This window comes from Ferriphaselus amnicola (assembly GCF_000974685.2).
In the GTDB taxonomy this organism is placed as follows: domain Bacteria; phylum Pseudomonadota; class Gammaproteobacteria; order Burkholderiales; family Gallionellaceae; genus Ferriphaselus; species Ferriphaselus amnicola.
Genome location: NZ_AP018738.1, coordinates 874,934 through 891,447, shown reverse-complemented (window position 1 = coordinate 891,447; position 16,514 = coordinate 874,934). Strand labels below are relative to the sequence as shown.

Annotated in this window: 17 protein-coding genes; 5 read left to right on the top strand and 12 right to left on the bottom strand. The window is 56.1% G+C overall.

Translation table 11 applies throughout. The annotated features are described in order from the left end of the window. Positions 1–8: 8 nt before the first annotated feature. Together OYT1_RS04240 and htpX are read right to left on the bottom strand one after the other, a co-directional pair. Complete coding sequence (locus tag OYT1_RS04240; RefSeq protein ID WP_062626906.1) at positions 9–3,116, bottom strand: sensor domain-containing protein; 3,108 nt, start codon at positions 3,114–3,116, stop codon at positions 9–11. Between the two features lie 195 nt (positions 3,117–3,311). After that, entirely contained in the window at positions 3,312–4,196 is an 885-nt protein-coding gene (htpX, locus tag OYT1_RS04235) for a protease HtpX (protein ID WP_062626905.1), read from the bottom strand. Between the two features lie 220 nt (positions 4,197–4,416). Between htpX and OYT1_RS04230 the strand changes: the two genes are divergently transcribed. Genes OYT1_RS04230 through OYT1_RS04220 form a run of 3 tightly spaced genes read left to right on the top strand, consistent with a single transcriptional unit; the run spans position 4,417 to position 6,274 of the window. Then, on the top strand, positions 4,417–4,863 hold the full coding sequence (locus OYT1_RS04230; RefSeq protein ID WP_062626904.1) for a MarR family winged helix-turn-helix transcriptional regulator: 447 nt from the start codon (positions 4,417–4,419) through the stop codon (positions 4,861–4,863). Further along, entirely contained in the window at positions 4,860–5,684 is an 825-nt protein-coding gene (locus OYT1_RS04225) for a hypothetical protein (protein ID WP_145983668.1), read from the top strand. The genes OYT1_RS04230 and OYT1_RS04225 overlap by 4 nt, the downstream gene beginning before the upstream one ends. Positions 5,685–5,707: 23 nt before the next feature. After that, the gene (locus tag OYT1_RS04220; RefSeq protein ID WP_062626902.1) at positions 5,708–6,274 is read left to right on the top strand and encodes a YceI family protein; all 567 of its coding nucleotides are present in this window, start codon (positions 5,708–5,710) and stop codon (positions 6,272–6,274) included. Positions 6,275–6,325: 51 nt separating this feature from the next. Here the strand turns inward: OYT1_RS04220 and OYT1_RS04215 are convergent, their stop codons facing one another. Both OYT1_RS04215 and radC read right to left on the bottom strand, forming a co-directional pair. After that, on the bottom strand, positions 6,326–7,009 hold the full coding sequence (locus tag OYT1_RS04215) for an MBL fold metallo-hydrolase (RefSeq protein ID WP_145983667.1): 684 nt from the start codon (positions 7,007–7,009) through the stop codon (positions 6,326–6,328). Positions 7,010–7,088: 79 nt separating this feature from the next. Next, positions 7,089–7,763: a RadC family protein gene (gene radC, locus OYT1_RS04210; protein ID WP_062626901.1), complete on the bottom strand. Its 675-nt coding sequence runs from the start codon at positions 7,761–7,763 to the stop codon at positions 7,089–7,091. A gap of 263 nt (positions 7,764–8,026) precedes the next feature. Here radC and coaBC point away from each other — a divergent pair, with 263 nt between their 5' ends. Next, positions 8,027–9,223, top strand: coding sequence for a bifunctional phosphopantothenoylcysteine decarboxylase/phosphopantothenate--cysteine ligase CoaBC (coaBC, locus tag OYT1_RS04205; RefSeq protein ID WP_062627029.1), 1,197 nt, complete (start codon positions 8,027–8,029; stop codon positions 9,221–9,223). After that, the gene (gene dut / locus OYT1_RS04200; RefSeq protein ID WP_062626900.1) at positions 9,220–9,669 is read left to right on the top strand and encodes a dUTP diphosphatase; all 450 of its coding nucleotides are present in this window, start codon (positions 9,220–9,222) and stop codon (positions 9,667–9,669) included. Before coaBC ends, dut begins: the two co-directional genes overlap by 4 nt. Positions 9,670–9,746: 77 nt before the next feature. Here the strand turns inward: dut and erpA are convergent, their stop codons facing one another. The 8 genes from erpA to dcd form a co-directional block, all read right to left on the bottom strand. Next, complete coding sequence (gene erpA / locus OYT1_RS04195) at positions 9,747–10,097, bottom strand: iron-sulfur cluster insertion protein ErpA (protein ID WP_062626899.1); 351 nt, start codon at positions 10,095–10,097, stop codon at positions 9,747–9,749. A gap of 60 nt (positions 10,098–10,157) precedes the next feature. Further along, positions 10,158–11,186, bottom strand: a complete 1,029-nt coding sequence (gene argC, locus OYT1_RS04190) for an N-acetyl-gamma-glutamyl-phosphate reductase (protein ID WP_062626898.1) — start codon at positions 11,184–11,186, stop codon at positions 10,158–10,160. 72 nt (positions 11,187–11,258) lie between these two features. Next, positions 11,259–11,651, bottom strand: coding sequence for a 30S ribosomal protein S9 (rpsI, locus tag OYT1_RS04185; protein WP_062626897.1), 393 nt, complete (start codon positions 11,649–11,651; stop codon positions 11,259–11,261). A gap of 2 nt (positions 11,652–11,653) precedes the next feature. Further along, on the bottom strand, positions 11,654–12,091 hold the full coding sequence (gene rplM / locus OYT1_RS04180; protein ID WP_062626896.1) for a 50S ribosomal protein L13: 438 nt from the start codon (positions 12,089–12,091) through the stop codon (positions 11,654–11,656). An 84-nt stretch (positions 12,092–12,175) separates the two neighbouring features. Beyond that, positions 12,176–13,249, bottom strand: coding sequence for a vWA domain-containing protein (locus OYT1_RS04175; RefSeq protein ID WP_145983666.1), 1,074 nt, complete (start codon positions 13,247–13,249; stop codon positions 12,176–12,178). Positions 13,250–13,339: 90 nt separating this feature from the next. Further along, positions 13,340–15,586, bottom strand: a complete 2,247-nt coding sequence (locus OYT1_RS04170; protein ID WP_062626894.1) for an arginine/lysine/ornithine decarboxylase — start codon at positions 15,584–15,586, stop codon at positions 13,340–13,342. Positions 15,587–15,682: 96 nt separating this feature from the next. After that, a complete protein-coding gene (locus tag OYT1_RS13975; protein ID WP_269460709.1) occupies positions 15,683–15,805 on the bottom strand; it encodes a hypothetical protein in 123 nt (40 codons plus the stop codon). A gap of 72 nt (positions 15,806–15,877) precedes the next feature. Beyond that, positions 15,878–16,444 carry a dCTP deaminase gene (dcd, locus tag OYT1_RS04165; protein WP_062626893.1) on the bottom strand — a complete coding sequence of 189 codons (567 nt, stop codon included), beginning with the start codon at positions 16,442–16,444 and terminating at the stop codon, positions 15,878–15,880. Positions 16,445–16,514 lie beyond the last annotated feature (70 nt).

Here is a 16,514-nt window from a genome sequence, read left to right as displayed (position 1 = left end):
GTTTCACCTTAAGACTGACGCAACAACTCAGCAAACTGAATCGCCGGCATCGGTTTACCAAAGAAATACCCCTGACAGGCACAGCAACCGCTTCTGCACAGAATCATTGCCTGTCCTTCGGTCTCCACTCCCTCGGCGATCACCTCCATATGTAGGTTCAGCGCCGTCGAAATCAGCGTCTGCACAATCACCACGTCATCCACACTTTTTTCAATGTCGTTGACGAATGAACGGTTAATCTTGATGGTGTCAATTTCAATCTTACGCAGATACGCTAGACTGGAGTAGCCCGTGCCGAAATCATCCAGCGCGATGCGGAAACCCATCGCCTTGATTGCCGCCAACGCGGATTGCACTTCTTGTGGACGCATCAGAACACTCTCCGTCAGTTCCATCTCAAGCAACGTAGGATCAGCGCCAGTGTCGGCGATGGCTTGCGCCAACACCACGGGTAGATCGCTGTATAGGAACTGCCGCGCCGACACGTTGAAGCTGATCGGCACGCGTTTCAGCCCAGCATCGCCCCAGAGCCGGCTTTGCGCACACACCGCCCGCGCCACCCACTCGCCAATGCCATTGATCAGATTGCTTTGTTCTGCCACGGAGATGAACTGTCCGGGCGCTACCCTACCCTGCTCGGGATGATTCCAGCGAATCAGCGCTTCTCCGCCGATGATCTCACCATTCCGTGAATCGACCTTGGGTTGGTAGTACAGCTCAAACTCTTCGCGCTTCAGTGCCAAATGCAGGTCGTGCTCAATCGCCAAGCGCTCTTGGGTACGTACATTCATCTCATCTCGGAAAAAGCGATAGCCAGCTCGGCCATTTTCCTTGGCGTGATACATGGCGGCATCTGCCTTTTGTAGCAGTGCATCAAAATTTCCACCATCTTCGGGATACAGGCTGATGCCGATACTTGGGGTCGTATGTAGATCGTAACCACCAGCTAGGTAAGGTACTGACAATGTATCGACAATTTTCCGTGCTACGCTCGCGACGGCTTCGGTATTAGGCATCTCGACCAGAATGACGACGAACTCATCACCGCCGATGCGGGCGATGGAGTCCTGCTCGCGCACGCAAGTACGCAGACGTTCCGCCACAGCTTGCAGCAACATATCACCAACTTCGTGTCCCAAGGTGTCGTTGATCACCTTGAAGTGATCCAGATCAAGGAACAGCAAGGCCACACCACTACCGTGTCGCACCGCATTGCCAATGGCGCGCTCCATGCGGTCACGCAGCAAGCGACGATTGGGCAAGCCGGTCAGATGGTCGTGATTGGCCAGAAACTCGATCCGGCACTGCGCCTGCTTCTGGCTGGTGATGTCACGGAATGCGCACTGGAACACAACCATCCCATCCGGCAAGGTGACAAGCCGCACGGCGGCCTGAATGTCCATGATGCGCCCCCATTTGGAGCAATGTTGTGTCTCAAAATCGTCACGCCCAGTAGCTTCGATATTACGTTTGTGCTCCGCATACTCTTCTGGTGACTCTTTCGCCTCAAACTGCGGAATACGAAGATTCATCATCTCTTCGGCGGTGTATTCGTACTGGCGCAAAGCCTCTTGGTTATAGCCCGTCACCTTGCCTTCAAGGTTGAACAACACCACCGCATCCGGCATCTGATCAAACAACGTTTGATACTGGAAGCGTAAGGCTTGTATCTCATGCTCGGCGAGTTTGCGCGCTGAAATATCGACGATGATGGCAATGAAATATTCAGGCGACCCCGTCTCATCGCGCACCAAGGACAGGGTCAAATCGACCCATACCGGGCTGCCATCTTTGTGCAAATAGCGTTTTTCGACATGATGATCATCAAATTTACCCGCCAACATCTCAAAGAGGAGGGTGGCATCATTCCCCACATCACTCGGATGAGTGATATCGCTAAAGGTGAGTTTGAGCAGTTCGTCCGCGCTGTAGCCCAATATGGCGCAAAGGTTCTGATTGACCCTCAGCCAACGCCCATCAGTGGCCACATGTGCTACGCCCACCGCGGCCTGCTCGAACGTAGCTCGGAACAAAGCCTCTTGCCGGCGCAAAGCATCGGCAGCCTGACGTTCGGTCGATGCGTCATGGAACACCAACACTACACCCCGTATCGTTCCGTCCAAATCACGCACTGGAGCCGCCGAATCCTCGATCGCACACTCGCTGCCGTCGCGTGCGATCAGCACGGTGTGATTAGCCAAACCGACGATGCGCCCTTCGCGCAATACGATTTCAACTGGATTTTGGACAACTGCGCGTGTGGTTTCATTGACGATATGAAACACCTCTTGCAGCGTCCTCCCTTCCGCATCCGCGCTCGTCCACCCCGTCATCTGTTCCGCCACGGGATTGAGAAACTCCACACAACCTAGTCTATCGGTCACGACTACCGCATCACCGATGGAAGAGAGCGTGACTTGAACTCGCTCTTTTTCTACCACCAACTTCTGAGTCAGCCGATTAAGAATCAGTACGCTCACAAAGCCAATCCCTGGGAGCATCACCAACAGCAAGATGTAGAGATAGTATTCCTGCATCTCATAGCGCAGACCAACCGCATCACTGACCGAGCTGATTCGCGCGAGCGCTGCATCCTTGATCTCGCCGCCCAAAGTATCAAACTCTGCCGATAAGCGACGATCCAAACCACGTACTTCTAGATCGAGGCGAGTAATATTTTCGGGGTGTCCTAAGAGGGGGAATCGTTGCAGCAATTCCTCATACTGCCGAGTCAAGGAAGCGTGACTTTGTTGCAAATGCTGCAAGTGTGCTGTGCTGAGTCCCTGTTTGGCCAACTCATTGGCCAAGTGACTCATCTTATTCTGAACCATGCCCGCTTCAGCTTGGAAGCCTTCGTGGTAGCGCTTGAAGTCGGTCTCATCGTCACCACGTAGCAACAAGTCTTTCCACTCCTGCACTTGCCGCCTGAAAATCACTTGAATTTGATGCTGTTCATCCACCAGTGCGGTGACGGCTTGCACCCCCAGCACGGTTTCTTCACCAATATTGTTGAGCAGACTGTATAGCACCCAGCCACTAGTCAAGACGCTCAGCGCCATGACCAGCACAATCACTGCATATAGGATGCGTATTTTGTCTTTCAGTAGTTTGCTCACCGCAAACGCTCCCTAGGAACCCCAGACTCAGATTCGATTCAACTTACGCGAAAATGGTTATCGACCGAAACAGCCTGCCCTTTAGCCATTTGCGACGCACTCTATCACGAACCACCCCCAATTTTTTATGTGTGGAAGCGCAATAAAAAATAAGGGCAGCGATTCGCTGCCCTTATTCTCAGATGCCTATATCGTTCATCGGCCTGCGCGTAGCGCTTCGATGCGCTCATCCAACGGCGGGTGGGTCATAAACAAGCGGGAGAACGCGGCTCCACCTGAGATACCGGAGGCTGCCATTTGTTGTGGCAGTGCAGATTGCTCGTGATTGGCTTTGAGGCGCTCCAGTGCGGCGATCATCTTCTGACGTCCCGCCAAGCTCGCACCACCCGCATCGGCGCGGAATTCGCGCTGACGCGAGAACCACATCACGATGACGCTGGCCAGCACACCGAGCACCAGTTGCGCCACGATCTCGGCCACGAAAGCGCCGATGCCGGGGCCATGACTCTCTTCATCATTCTTGCGCAACAAGCTATCCACAAAGATACCGAAGAGCTTGGAGAAGAACACCACGAAGGTGTTGACCACGCCCTGGATCAGCGTCAACGTCACCATGTCGCCGTTGGCAACGTGACTGATCTCGTGCGCCAGCACCGCTTCTGCTTCATCCTTGCTCATGGCATTCAACAGGCCGGTGCTGACCGCGACTAGCGCATTGTTGCGATTCCAGCCGGTAGCGAACGCATTCACGTCAGGTGCGTCGTAGATCGCCACTTCCGGCATACCGATACCGGCGGCTTGCGCCTGACGGCGCACAGTCTCCACCAGCCAGCGCTCGGTCGGATCGAAGGGGTTGGTGATGATCTGCGCATTCACCGACTGCTTGGCCATCCACTTGGACATGAACAGCGAAATGATCGAACCCGCAAAGCCAATCACCGCTGACAGCACCAGCAAGGAGCTGAAATTGATCGCACCGCTGCGATCCAGATAGTGATCCACGCCGAGGATACGCAGCGTGATGTTGATGACAAACAGTACCGCCAGGTTGGTCAGAATAAATAAAAAGATTCGCTTCATATGTTTTTTACTCCAGATAACAGGTGTCGCGGGACACAAATTTTACCATTAACGTCCGCCCGCACCGCCTGAGATGGGGGACAGGATTTTCGTTTTCAAGCATTCGCGCCGGATACGACCGACTTTCTCCCAGATAGTTTCCGAGTATTTCACATAAGTATTGACTTATGTACTAACTAGAACATAATTCGCCAAACTCAAAACCGCAGCCCCTAGTCCTATGGCCATCAGCAAACCATTCTTACCCGCGATCCGTGAATTGGTCCGCACCTACCAAGCGTTCGAGATACATTCGGCACGTCACCTGCGCACACTCAACCTAACACTATCCCAGTTCGACATCATCGCTACACTGGGCAATACGGACGGCATGAGTTTCAAGCGTCTGGGCGAAAAGACGCTGATCACCAAAGGCACCTTAACTGGAGTAGTTGATCGCCTGACAGACAAGGGGCTAGTCAGGCGCATGGCATCGTCAACGGATGCTCGCAGTCAGATCGTACAACTCACCCCAGCAGGCGAAGTGCTGTTCAACCAAGTATTCCCAGCCCATGTCGCATATATCGAACAGGCATTCGCTGGCTTCCAGCAATCCGACTTTGACCGCATCGAACGCGCATTGCATGACCTTCATCGTGCGTTTCCCTCACTCGGTAGTGAGCCATGATGGAATACATGCAATCTTGGCTGGAACATCCCGTTTTTCAGGCGGGTATCGCACCATTCTTGGCCGCACTACTACTCGCCATGCTGCTGTCCAAACCTCGCCTGAGCGGCTTGGCCGTAGTCGTGGCTTTCGCCCTCACGGTACAACTGGTCGGCGGCTTTGCCATCGACCCGCTGACCAGCTCACGCAAGCTGGTGATACTCACGTTGGGTGCCGCAGCACTGGCCATCCCACTGAGTTTCAGCAAGCCCAAATGGCTCACCGCAGCACTTGCACTTTCCGCAGCCACTGCGGCTGTATGGATGGCGTTCAGCATCTTGAAACAGAAAGAGTTGCAGGAGATGCTGTTATTCGGCAGCAGTGGCGCACTCTATCTAGGCTGGCTGGTGTACTGGGGTGATCGTCTGCATGACATGCCGATCCGCAGCGCCAGTTGCGGGGTCGGGTTAGGTGTCGGCACTGGCGGCGCGGCTTTGATCGGATCATCTGCGCTACTAGGCGCATATGGCCTAGCGCTTGCCGCTGCCGCCGCTGCAGTCGTATCGCTCCATCTGATCCACAACCGCCCCTTGCCATTGCGCCGGAACTTCATCCTTCCACTGGTGGTAGGTGCGGGTCTGATCGGTTATCTAGGCTCACTCACGGCACAACTTCCCTGGTATGCCCTCGCCTGCCTAGCACTGATCCCACCGCTATGCGGGTTACCGCTGGCGGATGGCAAGCCTCGGCTGCAAAGCGTTCTATTCGTCACACTCTCAACTGCCTGCGCAGCGGGAGCGATCTACCTGACTTGGCGTATCGCCGGTACCCCTCCGTATTAACTTCAACCCAAAGGAGAAACACCATGCAAAAACACACACTGATCTCGACTCTGCTTGCTGCGCTCATCTTGCCCGTCTCCGCACTCGCCGCAAATTACACCGTCGATCCAACCCACACTTACCCGCACTTCAGCGTCAGCCACCTAGGCTTTTCTACGCTGCAAGGCCGCTTCGATAAGAGCAGCGGCAAGGTCACGTTCGATCAGGCTGCCAAGACCGGCACCGTGGACATCACTATCGATGCCGCTTCGATCAGCACGGGCCTAGCCAAACGCGACGACCACCTGAAATCGCCAGATTTCTTCAACGCTGCCGAATTCCCCACGTTGAGTTACAAGGGTAGCATTCACTTCAAGGGCGATACTCCAGCCAGCGTACAGGGCAACCTGACTTTGCTGGGCGTGACCAAGCCCGTCACGCTGACCATCGACAGCTTCAAGTGCGGTACGAATCCGATGAGCAAGAAAGAAGAATGCGGCGCTGGAGCCAGCACTCAGATCAAGCGCTCCGACTTCGGTATGAAGTCTTTCCTGCCGGGCGTAGGTGACGACATCAAACTGGTATTCGAGATCGAAGCCTATAAGGACTAAGTCAGCTCCAGCCTCTCAAGGAAAAATGAAGCCGGGATCTCCCGGCTTCTTTCACTCCACCCGACCGCCCAACAGATTCGCTGGAACCGCCTCATGCATCCGCTTCGGCGTGGCTAGATTCAGATTGTCCATGATGTCGCAGAACTCCTGCTCCGACTTTCCTGCGATGCGCAGGTTGAGTACCTTTTCCTCACCGATACTGCTCACTCGCCGCCCCTTGTAGTCATGCCCCGGATAGACCAGCGTCTCGTCTGGCAGGATGAACAGCTTTTGCGTGATGCTGCGATACATCTCCGTCGAACTGCCGCGCTGGAAGTCAGTCCGCCCGCAGGCATTGATCATCAAAGTATCTCCGGTAAACAGCCGGTCACGCCATATGTAGCACAAGCTGCCCGACGTATGTCCCGGCGTGGCGATCACCCGCAGAGATTCGTCGCCGAACACCAGAATTTCGCCATCCACCAGTTGGCGGTCATAACCACTAGCACCGCAGTTCGCCGCAATCACTGTGGTCGCACCGGTATGCTGTTTCAGCGCGTCTGCACCAGTGATGTGATCCGCATGGATATGCGTATCCAAAGCCCATACCAGCGTCAGCTTAAGCTCATTCAGCAACTCAAGATATTGCTCAGCCTGCTCCAGCACAGGATCGATGATGACGGCAGCACCGCGATCATCGGCGATCAGATAGGTCAACGTGGAAGAGGGTGTATCGAATAATTGCCTGAAAATCATCTGAATTCCTTCAATAGTCATTAGCGCACACTGACAGAAGTTGATTGGAACAATTCCAGATGGAAACGTTCAACTAATTTCACAACAGCCCACGCTCAGCGAACGACAAACAGCCGCTGCCTGCCACGATAAAATGATCCAGCACCCGCACGTCCACCAGCCCTAGAGCCTGTTTGAGGGCATCGGTCAGCAACTGGTCGGACTGGCTGGGTTCGGACACCCCGCTAGGGTGATTGTGGGCAAAGATGGTCGCCGCTGCGTTGTGATGCAGTGCCCGCTTCACCACTTCTCGCGGATACACGCTGGTCTGCGTCAACGTGCCGTGGAACAGCTCTTCTGCCGCGATGACGCGATGCTGCGCATCAAGGAACAGCACCACGAATACCTCCTGTCCGCGTCCGCCCAGCAACAGCCGCAGGTAGTTACGCACTGCCGCCGGTGAACTCAGCGCATCGCTGCTTTGCATCTGTTCCCCCAACGCCCGCCGTGACATCTCCAGCACCGCCTGCAACTGCACGAATTTCGCCTGCCCCATGCCGTGCAACGCGCAGAAGTCTGACTCACTAGCGGCAAACATCTGCGTCAACGAACCGAAGCGCTGCAACAATTCTCGCGCCAGATCCACCGCACTCTTACCCACCACTCCCGTGCGCAAAAAGATCGCTAGCAACTCGGCATCGGACAAAGCGGCCGCACCGCGTTCCAACAACCTCTCACGCGGACGCTCGCCCGCCGGCCAATCAACGATGCTCATCGTTGCCCTCCTTGCCAAATCAACAAGATGGACAACGGTAACACATCGTAAAGTTGAGTCATATATGCCGCTAGGCTAGGCCTTCCGGCCTACATGAATGACTCAGGGTAGTCTACTTTAGGCTTGGAGAGGGGCAAATAGCCCGCCCCTGCTCACCGACATGCCGACTGGGCCGCGACATTCCGCTTCTCTTACGCAGCAGGAGAGGAAGTCGTCACTGAAAGCCCAAGCATGGCTGGTTTCTTGTTAAGATGCGCGCCATTATGAAGCAAGCAAATACAAAGCGCATCCTGCTCGGCATCACCGGCGGTATCGCAGCCTATAAGGCGGCGGAACTGGTACGGGCGCTGCTCAAGCAGGGGTTTGATGTGCAGGTAGCGATGACGCAAGCGGCGACGCAGTTCATCACGCCAACTACGCTACAGGCGCTGTCCGGCCATCCGGTGCTGACCAATCAGTGGGACGCAGCCGACAACGGCATGGCACACATCGCTTCTGGACGTGAAGCGGATGTCATCGTGATCGCGCCCGCCACTGCCGACTTCCTTGCCAAGCTAGCGCACGGGCTGGCGGACGACTTGCTTTCCACCCTTTGCCTAGCGCGCGATTGCCCGCTGCTGGTCGCCCCTGCGATGAACAAGCAGATGTGGAGCAATCCAGCCACGCAGCGCAACATCGCGCAACTCGCCGCCGATGGCGTGCCCCTCCTCGGTCCAGCCAGCGGCGATATGGCTTGCGGCGAAACCGGCATGGGGCGGATGCTGGAAGCGGCGGAGTTGGTGGACGAGATCATCGCCCACTTCCAGCCCAAGCTGCTGACGGGCGTGAAGCTTTTGATGACTGCCGGACCGACTTACGAAGCAATTGACGCGGTACGCGGCATCACCAATCGCAGCTCGGGCAAGATGGGTTACGCCATCGCACACGCTGCTCGCGAAATGGGCGCAACAGTCACACTGGTTTCTGGGCCGGTGGCGCTGGCTGCACCGACAGGTGTGGAGCGCATTTCGGTCAACACGGCACTGGAAATGGCCGACGCGGTGAATCGTCGCGCAGCTCAGACCGACATCTTCATCGGCGTGGCGGCGGTGGCGGATTACCGCCCGGCATCACCGAACGAGCAAAAGATCAAGAAATCTGACGCACCGCTGACTGTCGAACTCGTCCCCAATCCTGACATCATCGCCAGTATCGCCTCGCTACCGAACGCGCCGTTCTGCGTCGGCTTTGCTGCCGAGAGCGAAAACCTGCATGAGTACGCGCAGGCAAAGCGTCGCGCCAAGCGCCTGCCGCTGCTGGCCGCCAATCTTGCGCAGACTGCCATCGGCGCGGACGACAACGAGCTCATCCTGTTCGACGACGACGGCGCACACCCGCTGCCGCGCACCGACAAACTCAGCCTCGCACGGACGCTGCTGCGCCACGTTGCCCAACTTTACCGAAAAGGAAAACCAGCATGAAGAAAGTGGACGTCAAAATTCTCGACCCTCGTTTGCACGAGCATCCGCCCGCCTACGCCACGCTGGGTTCGGCGGGCATCGACCTGCGCGCCTGCGTGGACGGCACTATGATTATCCAGCCCGGCCAGTGCGAGCTAATTCCCAGCGGCATCGCTCTGCATTTGTCCGACCCGCATCTGGCAGCGATGATCCTGCCGCGCTCGGGGCTAGGGCACAAACACGGTATCGTGCTGGGCAATCTGGTCGGGCTGATCGACTCGGACTATCAAGGACAAATCTTCGTCTCACTGTGGAATCGTGGCCATCATCCGTTCACTCTGATGCCGATGGAGCGCATGGCGCAACTGGTGATCGTGCCGGTGCTACAAGTGCAGTTCAATCTGGTGGATGATTTCCCAATGAGTCAGCGCGGCGCAGGCGGTTTTGGCAGTACCGGCAAGCACTAAGATATCCATCACGAAAGTAATAAAGGGGGCTTACGCCCCCTTTATTATTCGAACCCGCATTGGGAACGTTCTATGACTTATGCCGAGAACGACGAGCCGCAACCACAGGTAGTGGTGGCATTCGGGTTCTTGATAACGAACTGCGAACCTTCCAAACCTTCCGAGTAGTCGATCTCTGCGCCGACCAGATACTGGAAGCTCATCGGATCGATCAGCAATTGCACGCCGTTCTTGGTCATCACGGTGTCATCTTCGTTGGCGATCTCATCGAAGGTGAACCCGTACTGGAAGCCGGAACAGCCGCCGCCAGTAACGAATACGCGCAGTTTCAGATCAGCATTACCTTCCTCGTCGATCAGTTGTTTGACTTTGTTGGCTGCATTGTCGGTGAACAGCAGCGGGTCTTGCATTTCGGTGACAGCATTCATGGTGAACTCCAATTCGTTAACGATGCAGCATTATAGTTAGCTTGTACGACTACGCAACCCTTACGGTAACAAGGGTACGACATCCAGCGCGGTAGCTTCCGGCAAGCCGAACATCAGGTTCAAGTTATGCACGGCTTGCCCCGCTGCACCCTTGACCAGATTGTCAATCACCGACAGCACCACCACAGTATCGCCGCCTTGTGGCCGGTGGACAGCGATGCGGCAGGTGTTCGCTCCGCGCACCGAGCGTGTCTCGGGATGGCTGCCCGCAGGCAATACGTCCACGAACGGTTCGCTGGCATAACGCTGCTCGAACAGTGCTTGCAGGTCAGCATCGGTCTTGATGCGCGAATACAGCGTAGCGTGGATGCCCCGGATCATCGGCGTCAGGTGCGGCACGAAGGTCAGACCGACCTCGTTGCCGGCGGCGCGCGCCAAACCTTGCTTGATCTCGGGCAGATGGCGATGACCAGGCACGCCATAGGCCTTGAAGCTATCAGCGGCCTCAGCCAGTAAGGTGCCGATCTCGGCCTTGCGCCCTGCTCCAGACACGCCCGACTTAGCATCGGCGATCAGGTTGGAGGTATCGACCAATCCTGCTTCGATCAACGGCAAAAAACCGAGCTGCACGGCAGTCGGATAACAGCCGGGATTCGCCACCAGCCTCGCGGTCTTGATCGCTTCACGATTCACTTCCGGCAGACCATACACCGCCTCCGCCACCAACTCTGGGCAGGCGTGAGCCATGCCATACCATTTCTCCCAAGTCGGAATATCTTTGATACGGAAGTCAGCCGCGAGGTCGATCACCCGCACACCCGCGTCCAACAAGGCACGCGCTTGCTGCATGGCTATGCCATTAGGCGTAGCGAAGAATACCGCGTCGCATTGATCGAGCTGTGACTGGTCTGGATGCGAGAAGCATAGATCGACGTAGCCACGCAGGCTGGGAAACATCGCATCCACTCGCGTACCCGCATCGGCGCGCGAAGTGATCGCCGTCAATTGAACTTGAGGATGCCGCGCCAGCAAGCGCAGCAACTCCACTCCGGTATAACCGGTGCCACCTACGATACCTACCTTGATCACGAGCACCTCCTAAATTTTGCGCGATGATAAATGAAAAAGCCGCCCAAGGGCGGCTTTCCTGTTTTCCAGCGATTAACGCTTGGAGAACTGCTTCCTGCGGCGCGCTTTACGCAGACCGACCTTCTTACGTTCAACTTCGCGAGCATCGCGAGTGACCAGACCAGCCTTGCTCAGCACTGGCTTGAGCGTTGCATCGTAGTCGATCAGGGCGCGGGTGATGCCATGACGCACAGCACCGGCTTGACCAGATTCGCCACCACCAGACACGTTCACCAGAATGTCGAACTTGCCCAGCATTTCAGTCAGTTCCAGCGGCTGACGCACGATCATGCGGCCAGTTTCACGGGAGAAGAACACATCCACAGGCTTGTCATTGACGACGATGTCGCCCTTACCAGCCTTGATGAACACGCGGGCTACCGCGCTCTTGCGACGGCCTGTGCCGTAGTTGTAAGTAACGCTCATGGTTATGCCTTCAGCAGATCAGTAGGTTGCGGTTGTTGCGCAGAGTGCGGATGAGTTGCACCACCGTACACCTTCAACTTGCGCAGCATAGCGTAGCCCAGAGGACCCTTAGGCAACATGCCCTTGACCGCCTTTTGCAGCACGCGCTGTGGATGACGCTGTTGCAGCTTGGTGAAATTGGTTTCGTAAATACCGCCTGGATAACCAGTGTGACGGTAGTACATCTTGGCTTGCGCCTTGTTACCGGTCACGCGCAGCTTATCCACGTTCACAACCACGACGAAATCGCCGGTGTCAACGTGAGGTGTGTAAATCGCTTTGTGCTTACCACGCAGACGCGAAGCAATCTGGCTGGCCAAACGACCCAACACAGCATCCTTGGCATCAACCAGAATCCAGTCGTGCTGGACTTCATGTGGCTTGGCGGAAAATGTTTTCATGGCTTTTCCTGAATCTAGTGAACTACGAAAGGCGCGCATTCTATTGAATGAAAGCAACCGTGTCAAACGAAATCGCGGGAATAATCAGGGTAACTCGGCCGCATTTGCCTCGCTCATATCCGCCTCAACATAACGCAAGAGGGATTCAAACAAAACCTCACGCGGGAACGCGTTGTTATCGTTGAAGAACGGGCGCCAAAACGGGTGCTTATTGCGGTTGAACGGCAACACGAATGACCAATGATCCGCCTTGATGTAACCCAACAATTGGCTCTCTGGAAGTATCTGATCGGAGTAGATCATATGACTATCGTTGCGCGCATCGAATTTAGCCAGATGCTTGCTGAGCGGGGACAACGCCCAATGCTGATTCTCCGGCGCATCGTAAACACCGAGTGAATAGTAGCGTATGCCCTTGGGGAGTTCGTTCCAATGATCTGCCATCCAATGCATACGAGCACTGCGCGAGATGCTCTCGATCGGCTGATCGTCCACCGGCCGGCATGAAGGCCAAGGCAGTTTAGCAAATAGAGTTTTATATATCCCATCCAACTCGTCGCCCAAAGGGCTGCCGTAGATCGCCCCAGTCGTCGTCACCAATGCCTTCAGATTAGCCGGCACGGCGCTGGCCTCGCCCATTTGGCGCAACGCTTCCAGCGTATCAGCAGCCCCTTTGGAATAGGCAACCACCACAATGTCATTGTTGGGGTAATGCAACACGCTTTCATGTATTGCATCGGCGACTATTTTTCCATTGTACTTAGAGGAAGCCCTCCCAGCGACCTTAACTACTTCCACGACAGGAAAGTGTGGCTTCAAGTAATCGTAATCGGCAGCACTTGCTTCCTCACCTTTACCCGCTCCGAACGGATTCACCGTCCCCGAAACGCATTCCCACAACACCCCCGAAACCAGAATGACCGTCAGATTTGAAGGTTGCTGGGAAGCGGCGGGCAATTGCCATGGCGCTTGCAGCGGAAGCTCATCGCCCAGATCGTGAAGGATATCCTCACAGTTTCGTTCGTCTGGATATTGCCCTCGCCGCTGTTCGACCACACAACACAAGGCCTGACGGAATCGCGCACGGGAATCTACAACCGTTTTGTCAGCGGCCTGTTTGAATTCGATCGCTGACTTGATGGGCGCATTTGTAGGCATGGAACTACCACAGTCAATCATAAGCACTCCTAATCGCGCAGCCGACCAACTCAAAAGTATGAGCAGACAATCCGCCCATCACCTTGCCTACTAAGCGACGCAATCCACGAAATAGCGCTTCTCGCCGCCCTCCATCTCGCCCACCAGACCGTGGATGTCGGTCTCAAAGCCGGGGAAGCGTTTATTGAAGTCGCGGGCGAATTTCAGGTAGTCCACGATGATGGTGTTGAAACGCTCGCCGGGAATCAGCAAGGGGATGCCGGGCGGGTATGGCGTCAGCAGCACCGCCGTGATGCGGCCCTCCAGTTCATCCACCGGCACGCGCTCGATCTCATCGTGCGCCATGCGGGCGAAGGCATCCGAAGGCTTCATCGCTGGCTGCATGTCCGACAGATACATCTCGGTGGTCATCTTGGCCACGTTGTGCAGCTTGTAGGTGTCATGGATCTGCTGGCACAGGTCGCGCAGGCCGGTACGCTCGTACTGCGGGAACTTGGCGGCGAACTCCGGCAGGATGCGCCAGATCGGCGCGTTCTTATCGTAGTCGTCCTTGAACTGCTGCAACGCAGTGAGCAACGTGTTCCAGCGGCCCTTGGTGATGCCGATGGTGAACATGATGAAGAACGAGTACAGCCCGCACTTCTCCACAATCACGCCGTGTTCGGACAGATACTTGGTGACCATCGCCGCCGGGATGCCCGAGTCGGCAAAATCGCCATCCACGTCCAGTCCTGGGGTGATGATGGTGGCCTTGATCGGATCGAGCATGTTGAAGCCTTCCTCCAACTTGCCAAAACCGTGCCATTTATCCTTGGGATGCAGCACCCAATCTTCGCGCGAGCCGATGCCTTCCTCGGCAATACGCTCCGGCCCCCACACCTTGAACCACCAATCTGCGCCAAACTCCTCGTCCACCTTACGCATCGCACGGCGGAAATCCAAAGCTTCGGCGATAGATTCCTCCACCAGTGCGGTGCCGCCGGGCGGTTCCATCATCGCCGCTGCCACATCGCACGAAGCGATGATGGAATACTGCGGCGAAGTCGAGGTGTGCATCAGATAAGCCTCGTTAAATACGTGGCTATTCAGCTTGCGCCCTTCCGGCTCGCGCACTAGGATCTGCGAGGCTTGACTCAAACCCGCCAACAGTTTGTGCGTCGATTGAGTCGCAAAGATCATCGACTCTTTAGCGCGTGGGCGCTCGCGTCCGATGGCGTGCATGTCTTTGTAGAAGTCGTGGAATGCGGCATGCGGTAGCCAAGCCTCATCGAAATGCAGCGTATCGATCTTGCCGTCCAACATCTCCTTCAGCGTCTCGACGTTGTAGATCACGCCATCGTAGGTGCTTTGGGTGATGGTCAGGATGCGCGGCTTCTTGGTCTTGTCCTTAATGAACGGATTCGCGTCGATCTTGCGCTGGATACTCACCATATCGAACTCGGACTTGGGGATAGGCCCGATGATGCCAAAGTTGTTGCGCGTCGGGGTCAGGAACACCGGCACCGCGCCGGTCATCATGATCGAATGCAGGATGGACTTGTGGCAGTTGCGATCCACCACCACGATGTCGTCCGGTGCCACGGTCGAGTGCCACACGATCTTGTTCGAGGTCGATGTACCGTTGGTGACAAAAAACAAATGATCGGAATTGAAGATTCGCGCGGCGTTGCGCTCGGAGGCCGCGACCGGACCTGTGTGATCCAGCAACTGGCCGAGTTCGTCCACCGCGTTGCACACATCGGCGCGCAGCATGTTCTCGCCGAAGAACTGATGGAACATCTGCCCCACCGGCGACTTCAGGAACGCCACGCCGCCGGAGTGGCCGGGGCAATGCCAGGAATACGAACCGTCCTGTGCGTAATGCAGCAAGGCGCGGAAGAACGGCGGCGCCAGCGAATCCAGATAGGCCTTGGCTTCGCGGATGATATGGCGCGCCACGAACTCCGGCGTGTCCTCGTGCATGTGGATGAAGCCGTGCAACTCACGCAGCACATCGTTGGGGATGTGGCGCGAAGTGCGCGTCTCGCCGTACAAGTAGATCGGGATGTCGGCATTCTTGAAGCGAATTTCTTCGACGAAGGCGCGCAGCGACTTCAGCGCCACCTCGGTCTCTTCCTTGCTGCCTGCGCCAAACTCCTCGTCGTCGATGGACAGCAGGAAAGCGGAAGCGCGACTCTGCTGCTGCGCGAACGAAGTCAGGTCGCCATAGCTGGTCACGCCCAGCACTTCCATGCCCTCTTTTTCGATGGCATCGGCCAGCGCGCGAATGCCGAGGCCGCTGGCGTTCTCGGAACGAAAATCTTCGTCGATGATGACGATAGGAAAGCGAAACTTCATTATCTACTCCCGGTGGGAATTAAGAATTGGCGCGGATTGTCGCAGATTTGAGTCTAGCTGTGCATTGTTACAACTGACTCAGCGAGAACGATAGGATTATCGGTTTGGCGACCTGTTCGGCCGATCCGCCCCGAAACTGCTGCTCGCCGCGCCCATCAGCACGGCGTTTTCCTGCGAATCTTGGCAGACCTGCTGGATCTCGGCGAGCTTTTCCTGCATGGCTTTCTCCTCCTCGCAGGCAATCACCTCACCTGCGGGCAAGCGCGATTGGCTCAGTGTACGGCATATAGCTCAAATCTTTGGCAAAGTCACTCCGTGCTGCCCTTGATACTTGCCGCCACGATCCTTGTACGAAGTTTCGCAGACTTCATCCGACTCAAAGAACAGCACCTGCGCCACACCTTCGTTGGCGTAGATCTTGGCGGGCAGCGGCGTGGTATTGGAGAATTCCAGTGTCACGTAGCCTTCCCATTCCGGCTCGAACGGGGTGACGTTGACGATGATGCCACAACGCGCATAGGTGGATTTTCCCAGACACACCGTCAGCACATTGCGCGGGATGCGGAAATATTCCACGGTGCGCGCCAACGCGAACGAGTTAGGGGGAATGATGCAGTAATCGGCCTCGACATTGACGAAGGAATTCGGGTCGAAGTTCTTCGGATCGACGATGGTGCTATTGATGTTAGTGAAAAGCTTGAATTCGCGCGAGCAGCGGATATCGTAGCCGTAACTGGACGTGCCGTAGGACACGATCTTCTGCCCGTTCACTTCCTTCACCTGCCCCGGCTCGAACGGGTCGATCATGCCGGTCTGCTCCGCCATGCGGCGTATCCATTTGTCTGATTTGATGCTCATAAATTCAGGCAAAAGACACAAGAGACAAGACACAAGGTTGCGGATCCGCTTTCCCTTTAGCCTTGAACCT